Annotated in this window: 13 protein-coding genes; 10 read left to right on the top strand and 3 right to left on the bottom strand. The window is 53.7% G+C overall.

From position 1 onward, the window contains the following. The first annotated feature begins 93 nt into the window (after nucleotides 1–93). Both NR302_RS21930 and clcA read left to right on the top strand, forming a co-directional pair. Nucleotides 94–570 carry a ferritin-like domain-containing protein gene (locus tag NR302_RS21930; RefSeq protein WP_154157075.1) on the top strand — a complete coding sequence of 159 codons (477 nt, stop codon included), beginning with the start codon at nucleotides 94–96 and terminating at the stop codon, nucleotides 568–570. A 152-nt stretch (nucleotides 571–722) separates the two neighbouring features. Continuing rightward, nucleotides 723–2,111 (top strand): H(+)/Cl(-) exchange transporter ClcA, encoded by a 1,389-nt coding sequence (clcA, locus tag NR302_RS21925; RefSeq protein ID WP_258145272.1) that lies wholly within the window; start codon nucleotides 723–725, stop codon nucleotides 2,109–2,111. 46 nt (nucleotides 2,112–2,157) lie between these two features. Here clcA and ampR read toward each other — a convergent pair whose 3' ends face one another. Beyond that, complete coding sequence (ampR, locus tag NR302_RS21920) at nucleotides 2,158–3,030, bottom strand: LysR family transcriptional regulator AmpR (protein ID WP_258145271.1); 873 nt, start codon at nucleotides 3,028–3,030, stop codon at nucleotides 2,158–2,160. Between the two features lie 116 nt (nucleotides 3,031–3,146). On the opposite strand from ampR, the gene blaPSZ reads away from it, so the two are divergent. Further along, a complete protein-coding gene (blaPSZ, locus tag NR302_RS21915) occupies nucleotides 3,147–4,280 on the top strand; it encodes a PSZ family class C beta-lactamase (RefSeq protein WP_258145863.1) in 1,134 nt (377 codons plus the stop codon). A 71-nt stretch (nucleotides 4,281–4,351) separates the two neighbouring features. Next, nucleotides 4,352–4,492: a hypothetical protein gene (locus NR302_RS21910; RefSeq protein ID WP_008106109.1), complete on the top strand. Its 141-nt coding sequence runs from the start codon at nucleotides 4,352–4,354 to the stop codon at nucleotides 4,490–4,492. Here the strand turns inward: NR302_RS21910 and NR302_RS21905 are convergent. Both NR302_RS21905 and NR302_RS21900 read right to left on the bottom strand, forming a co-directional pair. Continuing rightward, nucleotides 4,479–5,591, bottom strand: a complete 1,113-nt coding sequence (locus NR302_RS21905) for an MFS transporter (protein ID WP_258145270.1) — start codon at nucleotides 5,589–5,591, stop codon at nucleotides 4,479–4,481. The two genes, NR302_RS21910 and NR302_RS21905, sit on opposite strands and share 14 nt — an antisense overlap. Continuing rightward, nucleotides 5,588–6,130: a TetR/AcrR family transcriptional regulator gene (locus NR302_RS21900; RefSeq protein WP_258145269.1), complete on the bottom strand. Its 543-nt coding sequence runs from the start codon at nucleotides 6,128–6,130 to the stop codon at nucleotides 5,588–5,590. Before NR302_RS21900 ends, NR302_RS21905 begins: the two co-directional genes overlap by 4 nt. A 175-nt stretch (nucleotides 6,131–6,305) precedes the next feature. On the opposite strand from NR302_RS21900, the gene NR302_RS21895 reads away from it, so the two are divergent. From NR302_RS21895 to NR302_RS21870, 6 genes are all read left to right on the top strand, one after another. Continuing rightward, nucleotides 6,306–6,932 carry a response regulator gene (locus NR302_RS21895; protein WP_008106116.1) on the top strand — a complete coding sequence of 209 codons (627 nt, stop codon included), beginning with the start codon at nucleotides 6,306–6,308 and terminating at the stop codon, nucleotides 6,930–6,932. Between the two features lie 29 nt (nucleotides 6,933–6,961). Then, nucleotides 6,962–7,336, top strand: a complete 375-nt coding sequence (locus tag NR302_RS21890; protein WP_258145268.1) for an Hpt domain-containing protein — start codon at nucleotides 6,962–6,964, stop codon at nucleotides 7,334–7,336. 315 nt (nucleotides 7,337–7,651) lie between these two features. Continuing rightward, nucleotides 7,652–8,149, top strand: a complete 498-nt coding sequence (locus NR302_RS21885) for a fimbrial protein (RefSeq protein ID WP_258145861.1) — start codon at nucleotides 7,652–7,654, stop codon at nucleotides 8,147–8,149. 48 nt (nucleotides 8,150–8,197) lie between these two features. Then, entirely contained in the window at nucleotides 8,198–8,902 is a 705-nt protein-coding gene (locus NR302_RS21880) for a molecular chaperone (protein ID WP_258145267.1), read from the top strand. Nucleotides 8,903–8,964: 62 nt separating this feature from the next. Next, nucleotides 8,965–11,508 (top strand): fimbria/pilus outer membrane usher protein, encoded by a 2,544-nt coding sequence (locus NR302_RS21875; RefSeq protein ID WP_258145266.1) that lies wholly within the window; start codon nucleotides 8,965–8,967, stop codon nucleotides 11,506–11,508. A 16-nt stretch (nucleotides 11,509–11,524) separates the two neighbouring features. Further along, complete coding sequence (locus NR302_RS21870; RefSeq protein WP_258145265.1) at nucleotides 11,525–12,616, top strand: fimbrial protein; 1,092 nt, start codon at nucleotides 11,525–11,527, stop codon at nucleotides 12,614–12,616. The last annotated feature ends 225 nt before the right edge of the window (nucleotides 12,617–12,841 follow it).

Here is a 12,841-nt window from a genome sequence, read left to right as displayed (position 1 = left end):
AATTAAGTCAGTCTTATGTGTCGGCGCAATCTATTATTCCTTCTCGCCCACGTTTTACCTACCTGACATCCTACTTTATCAAAAGGCAATATTATGACGATTAAAACACTGCACGATCTGTTTGTGCATGATCTCTCGGATATTTACAGCGCAGAAAAACAGATCACTAAAGCGTTACCAAAAATGATTCGTGCAGCCACCGATCCTAATCTGGTTGCGGCCTTTAAACAGCATCTGGAAGAGACGCGCGGACAAATTGAACGTATCGATCAACTGGTTGAGCTCACTGAAGGTGTGCAGATCAAACGGATGAAATGTCATGCGCTGGAAGGATTGGCTGAAGAAGCGCAGGAGATCATCGATGAAGTGGAGAAAGGGCCGGTTTGCGATGCCGGATTGATCGGTGCTGCGCAGAAGGTTGAACATTATGAGATCGCCACCTACGGTACTTTGCGCGCGTTAGCCCTGAAACTGGATTATCAGGAAGCCGCGAAGTTATTGGGTGAAACGCTGGAAGAAGAAAAAGCCACCGACGAAAAACTGACGCTGATTGCTGAAGAGCAGGATTAATTCCCTGTGGAGGAGGCTAATGCAGCTAGCCTCTTCCAAACTGAAAAATCCGCTTGCGAATTCCTGGGTTAAAAATCACTTCATTCTCAGTATGCTAATGCCTCTTTTCTCAAACTTACGTTTGAACACTGTTACGAAAACAGAGGATTTGCATGCCTGCCAATGGTCACTCCGCAGAGCCCAACACGATATTACGTGCTGGGCGCTTCTTATTGATGCAGAAACTATTACGCCGCGACAAAACGCCCGTCGCGCTGTTGCTGCTGGCCGCGCTGGTCGGTGTGTTAACCGGCCTGGTTGGCGTGGCCTTTGATAAAGCCGTCAATTTGGTGGTGCATACGCGCTTAAGCTGGCTTGATGATGCGGGTGACAATCTGCTGGTGAAAATCGCCGGCGCGTTTCTGCTCTCGGCGCTATTAGGCGCTGTCGGCTACTTGCTGGTGCGACGTTTCGCGCCGGAAGCGGGCGGATCGGGCATTCCCGAAATTGAAGGCGCGCTGGAGGAACTCCGGCCGGTACGTTGGTGGCGCGTGCTGCCGGTGAAATTTATCGGCGGCATGGGTGCGTTAGGATCGGGCATGGTGCTGGGTCGCGAAGGACCAACCGTGCAGTTGGGCGGCAATATCGGCGGCATGTGTGTTGATCTGTTCCGCGTAAAATCTTCTGAGTCTCGTCACACGTTGCTGGCAACCGGCGCTGCAGCTGGTTTGTCGGCCGCTTTCAACGCGCCGCTGGCAGGCATCCTGTTTATTATCGAAGAGATGCGTCCGCAGTTTCGCTACAGCCTGATTTCCATCAAAGCGGTGTTTGTTGGCGTTATCGTTTCCAGCATTGTTTTCCGCGTGTGTAATGGCAATGAAGCAATCATTAATATTGGTCAGCTGCAGGATGCGCCAACCAATACGCTGTGGCTTTATTTAGTGTTGGGCGTGTTATTTGGTGGCTGCGGCGTGGCGTTTAACCGCTTCATTTTCCTCGCGCAGGATCAGTTTCAGCGCTTACATAAAGGCCGCGTGGCATCGTGGGTGCTGTGGGGAAGTTTGCTGGCGGGGATGTGTGGCGTGATTGGCCTGTTTCTGCCACAAGCCATTAACGGCGGGATTGCGCTGATTCCTGATTTCTCCAGCGGAGCTTACAGCGCGCTGGCGCTCTTTGTCATTTTCGCACTGCGCACGTTGATAACAATTTGCTGTTTTTCCTCCGGCGCGCCGGGCGGTATTTTTGCCCCGATGCTGACGTTGGGTACGCTGTTAGGTACCTGCTTTGGTCAACTTTGCATGCAGTGGTTGCCGGGTTTGCATCTGGAGCCGGCAACCTTTGCTGTAGCTGGTATGGGTGCGCTGTTTGCGGCCTCGGTGCGTGCGCCGTTGACCGGCATTGTGCTGGTGCTGGAGATGACCAACAATTATCAGCTGATTTTGCCGATGATCATTACCTGTCTCGGCGCGACGCTGGCCGCGCAATTCTTCGGCGGCAAACCGTTGTATTCCTCAATTCTTGCGCGCACGCTGGCGAAAGCGAAACAGATAAATGTGCAGTAGGTGAATCGGTCGCCATGAATGGCGACCCTACAGCGTCTGGTGCACATCAATGCAACGCATTCATCAACCAACCAGAAAACGCCATCATCGCGGCGCTTTCTGGCCGCGACTGCAAACGCGTTAACCAGTAGCCACCGAGATCAATTTCTGCGGCGAAAGGGCGCACCAGCTTCTCGCTTTGCAGCAGGTGATTGAAAATTTTCACCGGTGCCAGCGCAATCCCCGCGCCCAGTAATGCCGCTTCGATCATCGTTAGTGACGAGTCAAAAATCATCACCGGATGCGCAGGCGATGGCGCATGTTCATTAATGCTGTGCAGCCATTGGCTCCACTCATCACGGCGGAACGATCGCAACAGAGTGAATTTGTGCACGTCTGCAGGCTGCTGCAACTGCCGGGCGATGGCCGGATTACACAGCGGCGATAGCGGGGCCGAACAAATATACTGCGCCTCGGTGCCGTGCCAGGCGCCGCTGCCAAAGCGAATGGTGTAATCGTGGCCCTCGGCGGCTGGATCGACGCGATTATTGTGGGTGGAGAGTTGCAGTTCTATGTGCGGAAAGCGGCGGTTAAAATCCTCTAAACGCGGCAACAGCAAACCGGTGGCAAAGCTTCCCACCACGCCGACCTTTAATTTCTCGCGCATTTGGCCCGATGAGAAGCGGTCCAGCGTATCGGCAATACGATCGAATGAATCGTTTAATACTGGCAACAAACTTTCGCCTTCGGTGGTTAACATCAATCCGCGCGATACCCGTACAAACAGCTGGCAGCCAAGCTGTTGCTCCAGTGATTTCACCTGCTGGCTCACGGCTGCATGGGTTACATGCAGCTCAATAGCAGCGTTAGTAAAACTTAGATGACGTGCGGCGGCTTCAAAGGCTCTAAGCGCGTTAAGTGGGATATAAGGGCGAGTCATGCGGCGACCTGTAAGAATTTCTATTGTCTGACGCTAAAATTAACAGTTTGTTGCTGCCTGTCAAATTGGGCAAACTGCCCGCGGAACAACAACCCGGAAGGTTAATAACAGTGAAATTGATTTCTCAAACTTTGATAGCAACAGCACTGACATCGGTGTGCTCAATGACGTTCGCCGCGACGCCAGAGGTGGACGCCATCGTTGATCAGGCCATCAAACCGCTGATGCAGCAGCAAGCGATTCCCGGTATGGCCGTGGCGGTGGTGGTTAAAGGCCAGCCGCACTATTTTACGTGGGGTATGGCGGATGAAAAACAGCAGCGTCCGGTCACGCAAGAGACGCTGTTTGAACTCGGTTCGGTGAGTAAAACCTTCACCGGCGTGCTGAGTGGCGTCGCGGTGAACAAAGGCGAGATCGCACTGAGCGATCGCGCCAGCAAATACTGGCCGGCGCTGAATACGCCGCAGTGGCGTGACATCACGCTGCTGCAATTGGCGACGTACACTGCCGGCGGTTTGCCGCTGCAGATTCCCGATGCGGTGACCGATGAAAAGGCGCTGGCGAACTTCTATCAACAGTGGCAACCGCAGTGGGCGCCGGGCAACACGCGTCAGTATGCTAACAGCAGCATCGGCTTGTTTGGCTGGCTGGCGACGAAACCCAGCGGGCTGACATTTGAGCAGGCGATGCAGCAACGCGTGTTTACGCCGCTGCAGCTTAAGCACACCTTTATCACCGTGCCCGACAGCGAGAAGGATGCTTACGCATGGGGTTACCGCGAAGGCAAGCCGGTGCGCGTGTCGCCGGGCATGTTGGATGCCGAAGCCTATGGCGTGAAGTCGTCGATTAAAGATATGGCGCGCTGGATGCAGGCCAATATGGATCCGCAGCAGGTAAAAGACAAAACGCTGCAGCAGGCGCTGAATTTCGCGCAAACGCGTTTCTATCGTACCGATGCGTTATATCAGGGTTTGGGTTGGGAGATGCTCGATTGGCCCGCTCAGGCAGAGATGGCAGTGAAGGGCGCAGATAACAAGGTAGCGCTCGGTCCGCAGCCGGTTCGGGATGCGAAAGCTCATCCGCGTGTAACAGCGTCGTGGGTGCATAAAACCGGCGCAACGGGCGGATTCGGTGCTTACGTCGCCTTCATCCCAGAGAAGCAGGTCGGCATTGTGATCCTGGCGAACAAAAATTATCCCAACACCGAGCGGGTTAAAGCGGCGATGCAGATCCTGAAAGCGTTGCAGTAAGCGTGTGGGGCGAACTTATCTCCCCATCCAGATCAACTACACTTTATGGGTGATTAACCAAGGAGCTGCAGATGAGCCATCACCCAAAAGATAAACGTGACGTGAATGACGAAAAACATCCCGCTAAGGACAATCCCAGTGAACACGGTGAGATCCCGAGAACGCGAGATGACAGTGAAGATGACAAAAAAGATCCGTTTAACGACGAATAATCAACATCATCAGCAAGGGTAGCGCGGCAAACAGCATTAATGCGGTCGACGCGCTAGCCTGCGCATAGAGTTGTCCGAACAGCAGCGATCCAATGACCTGACCCGTAGCCAACATGAAGAACAGAATGCCTACGCCGATGGCGGGGGCATTTTCCGTTGCTGCTGCTCCCCACACCAGCAACACGCCCGAGAGCGTAACGTATGCAGCGCCACCCAGTGCCACGGCGGGAAATAGCCAGATTGAATAGTGATGGCTGATCGCCAGAAGCAGTAAGGGAACGGCGAGGCAGCACTGCGACAGCCAATAAACCCACTTCATCCCTATCCATTTCGCCATCGGGCCAGTGAAGGCACCGATAATGCCTGCTGCGCCACCCATGAGCCACAGCAGGCTCACTATGCGATCGCTGACGTCAATGTGATGCAGCAAATCCGGACCGAAGCTCCACCATGCCGCGCTGGCGATGCCGCTAATTAACGCAATGATAATGAGTTTCTGCAGAGAACGCTGTCGCATATGGTTTAACCAGGATTCATGTCCGCTGTTTTCACTTTGATGGGGCAGCTGGCGCCAAATCGGCATCAGACAGATCAACGCCAGTGCGGCGAAAACGCCACAGGCGACGCGCCAGCCGCCGGGCAGCCAGTACAAAATTGGCACAGACAGCATAATCCCCATGCTGGTCCCGGCATTAATCACGGTATTCATCTGCGGCTGCTGTTCAGCCTCAATGCGCTGGCTGACGGCGCTCGCTAATGCAGGCGAGGCGAGACCGGCGCTCATGCCGGCGATAAACAATCCCACGCCCAGCATCCACGCTGAAACCGCGATCGAGATAATCAGCAAACCCAATGCGGCACAAAGCGCGGCAACGGCAGCAGGAAAACGCGGGCCCGCGCGGGCGGTCATCATCGGCGCGATCAGCACCGCCACGCAGTAAGCGGCAAAGCTGCAGGCTGACAGCACGCCGGAAACGCGCGGCGTGAACGGGATGTCGTGCATCACTTCGGGCATCATCAGGCCCCAGGCGAAACGCGCCATGCCGTAAGTGACGGCGATAAGAGAAAATCCGGTGATGCCGAGCGTCGTGCCCTTCATGACTTTTCACTGAGTGCGATAAGCTGCAGAGCTGCGTTTTTACCGGTTTCGCACGCCTGCGACGCACCAATGATCAGCGCTGAAGTGAGAACACCTTCGAACAGCAGCCACACCGCATCCGCTAACGCAAGATGCTGCTTGCCGATCACCTGCTTAATGGCGCGCGCAATGTAATCCCGCATCTTGTGACGGTAAGCCAGCGCCTGTTCGGCTAAAGCGGAATCTTCTCCAGCATATTCGCCCCACGCTTTAAGAAATAAGCATCCGTTATTGCCGTATTGCTGCATCCAGTCGGCCATCGCATCAAACATCTGGCTGACCGCTTGCGCATGTTCCGGCGGCGGTAATGCGGCAAAGAAACGATCCTGACGCGTCTCCAGCACCGCAGCCGTTAGCGCTTCACGCGAGGGAAAATGGCGATACAGCGTGCGCGTCGAGACGTTCGCCTCGCTGCAAATGCGATCGGTGCTGATGGCATGAAAGCCGTTGAGATAGAACAGCCGCTCAGCGGCATTAATGATATCCAGTTTCTTTTTCATACTTAAAAAGTAAACCGATCGTTTTACTTTTACAAGTTTGACTCGTCATCCATTTCGTCAGATTTGTAGGACATTTCCTCGGAATCTGGAATATCGCACCGCTTATCTGATTGTTTTATTGGTAAGTTATTTTAAACTACATGGGACAATGACTGTCGTCTTAGGAGAGGTGAAGATGGCGAGTATTTTGATAATTGATGATCATCCAGTCGCACGTCTTGCCGTACGTATTTTGCTGGAAAAAGATGGGCATACCGTGGTGGCTGAAGCCGATGAGGGCCATCAGGCGTTGAAAATGATCAACGAACACCATCCTGATCTCATCGTGCTTGACCTCGATATTCCTGGACTGAGCGGCATTGAGCTGATCGTGAAGTTACGCGCAGCGGAATATCGCGGTGGCATTCTGGTATTAACCGCTCGCGATGATGACCACTATTTGAGCCGTTGTATGAGCACCGGCGCCGATGGATTTGTCGGTAAGCGTAATAATCTGGAAGAGTTAGGTGATGCGGTGCGCGCCGTGATGCGCGGTTACGGCTACTTCCCGCTAAAGCGCCGCGATAATAAGGGCACCAATAAAATGCCCGAAGCGGAAGTCGATGCGATTAAAAATCTTTCGAGCCGCGAGTTTCAGGTTCTGCAGCATCTGGCGCGCGGTATGAAAGTGATCGATATCTCTGAGATCATGCATATCAGCAATAAAACCGTCAGTACTTACAAAACCCGCATCCTGACCAAACTGGCGCTGAGTTCTACACTCGAATTAATCGATTTTGCGCGCCGTCATCATCTCGATTAGTGTGCTGTGTTGCACAGAAAGAGGCTCTCTTGGCTAAATCTGCAAAATCCTTAGATTCACTACTCAGCCTGGAACGTCTGCGCTCGTTAACCGGTCACGATGAATCCCTGCTGTGCGCCATGCTTGCCATGACGCTGAAAAGTAATTCTACGGATTTAAACGAAGCTGCAGCGCTTTATGCCCGCGCGGATTGGGGTGAATTAGCCAAAAGCGTGCACCGTATTTCCGGTGCCGCGCAGATTACTGGCGCACATCGTGCCGAAAATGCCTGTCGCCAGTTAGAAACGGCCTGCCTGTCGTCTCCCCCTGAATTGTCCCTATTAGCCAACCTGTGGTCCGAAGTACGTGATGCGGTTGAAGAGTTCAATGCCAGCATCGGTTGTTTTCTGCACGCGCGTCCGTAATCGTGAATCGGTCGCCATAAATGGCGATCCGACAGCTTACATAAGACTACAAAACCTGACATAAGCGCCTACATAATTTGCAGCCTTGTTTGACAAATGTAGGCCTCCGCTCCGATATCTGACATTCCCTGCTAACCGTAAACTTTGCTTCATCAGACAGACGACTTCCCTTAAGCAGCACCAGGTCTTATTGAGGAAGCTCAGTCTGAGGACCGGAGCAATTAGCCTCCATGTAAAAACGATAAACAGGGATTTTTTCTCGTGAGCAAAATTACTCAATCACTCTTCGCTGCTTCCGCTTTGACTCTGCTGGTCATGAGCGCGTCGTCTCAGGCTGCTTCCACCGGCACCATCACCTTCAACGGTGAACTGACCGCCAGCACCTGTGACGTTATCGTTGATGGCCAGGCGGCAGACGCCACTGTCGTGCTGCCAACAGTGTCAACTAACCAGCTGAAAACCGCAGCTCAGGTTGCGGGTCGTACCGGCTTCAACATGGCGCTGACCAACTGTACGGGCACGCTGAAAACCGCTGCGGCATTCTTCGAAGCGGGCGCAACGGTTGACACCGTCAATGGCCGTCTGAAGAACACCACCACCGGTGGCGCAACCAACGTCAGCTTGCAGCTGCTGGATGGTGCTAACTCAAGCGTGATTCAGGCAGGCAACCAAAACCAGATCACCAAAAACACCTACGCCAGCGTCGCGACTGGTAGCGCAACTCTGCCTTACGCGGTGCAGTATTACGCTGAAGGTGCTACCACCGCAGGGCTGGTAAAAAGCAGCGTCGTTTACTCGATTATGTACAAGTAATCACCGTCAGGTGGGAGCAATCCCACCTTTCTTTCTCAGGATTCCCGCATGAACATCTCCATTAGCAAAACCCTGCCTATATTCGCTTTGCTTTGCGCCACCTTCATCAGCGGCCAGACTTTGGCCAGCATCGTTATTACGGGTACGCGCGTTATTTATCATCAGGATGACAAAGAAGTCTCCGTGCAAATGAAGAACGTGGGTGCGTCGCCGGTTTTGATCCAAAGCTGGGTTGATAACGGGGATGCCAATGCGACGCCAGAGAACATTCAAACGCCTTACATCATCACGCCACCGGTGAACCGTGTTGATGCCGGAAAAGGGCAGACATTACGCCTGTCGCTGACCAATCCAGGCGTGTTTGCCCACGATCGTGAATCGGTGTCATGGCTGAACGTGCTGGAGATTCCGGCGAAAACCAAAGACAAAACAGAACTCAACACGTTACAGATGGCTTTCCGCACGCGTATCAAACTGTTCTACCGTCCGGCTGGCCTGAAAGGTGATGCCAATGAAGCGGTGAAATCGTTGAGTTGGTCTGTAAGTCACGGTCAGCTAAAGGCCAGCAATCCAACGCCTTACAATGTCTCGCTGGTGACGGTGAAGGTAAATGGACACACCATTGACGGTGAAATGGTGCCGCCGCTCTCCTCGCTCACGTTGAAGATCAACGCGGGTGCGGGTGCCAACGTCAGCGGTGAATACGTTAACGATTTCGGTGCCGTTCAGCCTTTTACCGCTGCAATCAAATAATTTCTCTCTTGAATTTCAATCTCCTATAGCCGGCATGCCAAGACGTGCCGGAAGGCACGCTTATGACTTTTACCAGAGAATCTACTCTGCCGCTGCGCTACACCTTGTTGGCCAGCGCTGTGTTTGCTGCGTTATTAAGTGGCGCAGAGCAGGTATTTGCTGCTGAAGAGGCGGAATTCGACGCCAGTTTTTTGCAGGTCAGCAAAGGCGCTGCCATCGATCTGGCGCGCTTTAATCAGGGCGCATCGGCAATGCCGGGAACCTATCGCACGCTGGTGTACGTCAACGAGCACTTGATTGCCAATCAGGACATCAACTTCCGCGAGATGGCGGATAAGCAGGTGCGCGCCTGCATACCTTCGCCGTTGCTGAAAAAGATCCCGTTTAACGCCTCGGCGCTGCCAGCTTCAGCTGCGGGTTTGCTCACGAATGAAACGGATTGCAGCGATTTAACTTCTGTACTGCCGGACGCCAGCGTGAGCTACGACAGCAACCAGCTGCGCCTCGACATCTCCATTCCGCAAATCTACCTGACCAGCGTGCCGCGCGATTATGTTGATCCGGCATTGTGGGATGCGGGGATTCCGGCGCTGATGCTGGGATACTCCACCAATGCCTACACCAGCCGCTCGGCGGGACAAGTGTATAAATCCTTCTTTGGCGGGATTAATGCGGGTTTGAACATCGGCGGCTGGTATCTGCGTCATAACGGCAACTACAACTGGCAGCAACAAGGCGGCAGCGGCTATCAGTCGCTTAATACCTTTGTACAGCACGATGTGGTGCCGCTGCGTGGCCGCGTGGTGGTCGGACAATCAAATACCAGCGGGATTATCTTCGATACGTTGCCGTTTAGTGGCGTGCAGCTGGCCAGTGACGAGCGGATGTTGCCGGAATCTCAGCGCGGTTATGCGCCGGAGATTCGCGGCATCGCGCGCACCAACGCCCGCGTGACGGTGAGCCAGCAAGGTCAGGTGATTTATGAAACCACCGTTTCTCCGGGCGAGTTCCTGATTAACGATCTTTATCCTACCGGTTATGGCGGCGATCTCGACGTAACGGTGAATGAAGCGGATGGCAGCAAAAGCAGTTTCCGCGTGCCTTACGCAGCGGTGGCGCAATTGCTGCGTCCAGGCACATCCCGCTATGACGTGACGGCGGGTAAATTGCGTGCCGACTACATCCGTGATGACGTCGCGCTCTATCAGGGCACCTGGCAATATGGCTTAACCAACGATGTCACCGGATACGCGGGTTTGCAGGCTAGCCAGGATTATTACGCGCTGCAAGGCGGAACGGCGTTGGGTACACCGTTGGGCGCCTTCGCCTTCGATATTACTCAGGCGCGTACCCATCTGCGCAGTGCCGATAAGCAGCAAGATGCCAGCATGACCGGACAAAGTTACCGCGTTAGCTACAGCAAAGCGGTGCCAGAAAGCGGCAGTAATCTGTCAATCGCCGCTTATCGCTTCTCAACGTCCGGCTTTATGGATTTTATGACGACGATGCAAAGCCGTGATGCGTTGCAGCGTGGCGCCGGGCTGGATTCGGTATATCGCGCCAAAAATCGCTTCTCGGTTACCGCCGGACAAGCGCTGCCGGATGTGTGGGGTAACTTCTACCTCAGCGGATCTCTGCAGGATTACTGGAATCGTGAAGGCAACGAAAAACAGTTCCAGCTTGGCTATAACAATCGCACAGGTTCCGTCTCATGGGGCATTTCCGTCAACCGTAGCTACAGCAGCTACGGCAGTTCGCAAAACAGTTACTTGCTGAGCTTCAGCATGCCATTGGGTAGCGATAATCAGCGCCATACGCCACTGCTGCGTACCGAACTCTCGCATGATAACGGTGGACGTTGGGGACAACAGGCTTCGCTTTCAGGCACCGCAGGCGATGATAGCCAGTTCAGCTATGGCGCGACGGTGCGTCATGCCTCACCAAATGAGGGCAGTAGCGGCGCGTTGAACGGACAATATCGTGCCAGGACAACCAATCTAAGTGGTTCGGTCAGCAGCGGTAAGGGCTATCAGAGTGCTTCTGCTGGGCTAAACGGTACAATCGTGGCACACAGCGGCGGCGTATCTTTAAGCCCATATACCGGCGACACTTATGCATTGGTGGAAGCCAAAGGTGCGCAGGGCGCGAGCGTGTCGTCCTATCCAGGCGTGTATGTCGATAACAGCGGCTATGCGCTGGTGCCGTATCTCAATCCTTATCAGATGAATGAGATCGTACTGGATCCAAAAGGTACGTCAGCGGGCGTTGAGCTTGAGAATACCTCATCGCGCATCGCACCTTATTCAGGTGCGGTGGTGAAGGTGAAATTTAAGGCACATCGCGGTTTGCCGATTCTGATCACCGCAAATTGGCAAGGCAAACCGCTGCCGTTTGGTGCCGATGTGTTGGATAGCAAAGGCAATGTGGTGGGTTCTGTGGGCCAGGCTGGACAGGCATATGCTTTGGTGGAACAGGAGCAGGGCGCATTAACGGTGCGCTGGGGCAGTGAAGCGCAGCAATCCTGCTTGTTGCTTTACCAGCGTGTACCTGAGGCAAAAAGTAGCCCGCCGGGATTGCAGTCATTCAATGCGGTATGCGGCCGTTAATAACAGGGAATAATGTATGAAAAAATGGATATTTAGCGTGCTGCTGTTGGCGGCACCGCTCACTTCGGTACAGGCTGTCACCTGCGCCGCCGATGCTTCAGCGCCTGGCATTATGACCACGGTGGCTCTTCAGGGCGGAAATATTACCGTGGGGCAAGATGTGCCGGTTGGCACCACCTTGTTTCGCCAGTTTTTCAAACCTTCATACGGTCCCACTGTCCACTGCGCTAGCAATCCCACCGCCTGGTCTTGGGAGGCGCGTTCGAGTTACGGCTTCAGCCCTAAACCGTTGTCTGCATGGAACAGTGGCGCCTGGGCGGGAAAAGTGTATGAAACCGGTGTTCCGGGGATTGGTGTTGTGGCCTGGTACAGTGGGAATGCATTTCCTTATAGAAGAGACGGCAACAGCGTCCCGGTAAATACTGATTATACCTATCGCTCTGAAGTCTCCTTTGATATCTCATTTATTAAAATCGGTCCAATCGCTCCTGGAATCATTCGAGGGCAGGATTTACCCACTGTCGTGATGGATTTCATTCCAGACAGTGGCGCAAGCGTGCGTTTATCATCCGTTAGCTTTACTGGCACGCTGAATGTGGTCTCACAAACCTGCACCACGCCAAATCCGGTGGTGCAGCTGGGAAGCTATAACGCCAGTCAGGTATTTAAAAGCGTCGGCACAACCACCAGTTGGACTGATGCCAGCCTGCGGCTCACCAACTGTCCGCGTTTTTACGGGCTGATGGACAGCGGGCAATCAAACTATGGTTCTGATTCAATTACCGATCGCGGTAAGGCGGGAACACCGCAAGCGAACACGCTGGGATTAACCCTCAAGCCCAACACGTCGATTATTGACGCCACCAGGGGCATCATTGGTTTGAGAAATGAGGCTAACGTCGCCACAGGTGTTGGCATCCAACTAGTAACCAACAGTGCCGGAGCGGGGACATCCGCGCAATTTAATAGTGAAATGCGTTATCCCACCACTAATAACGGCAGCGGAATAGTTACCCTGCCGTTGTTTGCCCGCTATATTCAAACCGATGCTAAAGTAACGCCGGGGCATGCGAATGCCACCATGACTTACACCATCAATTACTATTAATTTCCCGCCATGCCGCATCAGAATTTTCATTCATGGCCTGGGCTCAGAGGAATTCTCTGGCCCCAGACCATTCCGTTTCTTACGAGACCGCTACTTCCTGCAGAAACGCACAGCATCTTCTTACATTTGGGCAAAATTCCCTGCTAAGTTATATTGTTACCACAGTGCCGATAAATGGGGCTTTACTCAGATGAAGGAGATCGTTGTGGTCTGTAAACCTTCAGC

This window comes from Pantoea sp. SOD02 (genome assembly GCF_024707505.1).
In the GTDB taxonomy this organism is placed as follows: domain Bacteria; phylum Pseudomonadota; class Gammaproteobacteria; order Enterobacterales; family Enterobacteriaceae; genus Pantoea; species Pantoea symbiotica.
Note: the sequence above shows the minus strand (reverse complement) of the source record. Positions and strands in the feature narration are given on the sequence as shown.

Bases quoted from the DNA above. Each gene is read 5' to 3' on its own strand.
- ampR (WP_258145271.1), bottom strand. From the start codon at position 3,030: ATGACTCGCCCTTATATCCCACTTAACGCGCTTAGAGCCTTTGAAGCC.
- NR302_RS21875 (WP_258145266.1), top strand. From the start codon at position 8,965: ATGACTTTTACCAGAGAATCTACTCTGCCGCTGCGCTACACCTTGTTG.
- NR302_RS21930 (WP_154157075.1), top strand. From the start codon at position 94: ATGACGATTAAAACACTGCACGATCTGTTTGTGCATGATCTCTCGGAT.
- NR302_RS21905 (WP_258145270.1), bottom strand. From the start codon at position 5,591: ATGAAGGGCACGACGCTCGGCATCACCGGATTTTCTCTTATCGCCGTC.
- NR302_RS21870 (WP_258145265.1), top strand. From the start codon at position 11,525: ATGAAAAAATGGATATTTAGCGTGCTGCTGTTGGCGGCACCGCTCACT.
- NR302_RS21895 (WP_008106116.1), top strand. From the start codon at position 6,306: ATGGCGAGTATTTTGATAATTGATGATCATCCAGTCGCACGTCTTGCC.
- NR302_RS21885 (WP_258145861.1), top strand. From the start codon at position 7,652: ATGAGCGCGTCGTCTCAGGCTGCTTCCACCGGCACCATCACCTTCAAC.
- clcA (WP_258145272.1), top strand. From the start codon at position 723: ATGCCTGCCAATGGTCACTCCGCAGAGCCCAACACGATATTACGTGCT.
- NR302_RS21910 (WP_008106109.1), top strand. From the start codon at position 4,352: ATGAGCCATCACCCAAAAGATAAACGTGACGTGAATGACGAAAAACAT.
- NR302_RS21880 (WP_258145267.1), top strand. From the start codon at position 8,198: ATGAACATCTCCATTAGCAAAACCCTGCCTATATTCGCTTTGCTTTGC.
- NR302_RS21900 (WP_258145269.1), bottom strand. From the start codon at position 6,130: ATGAAAAAGAAACTGGATATCATTAATGCCGCTGAGCGGCTGTTCTAT.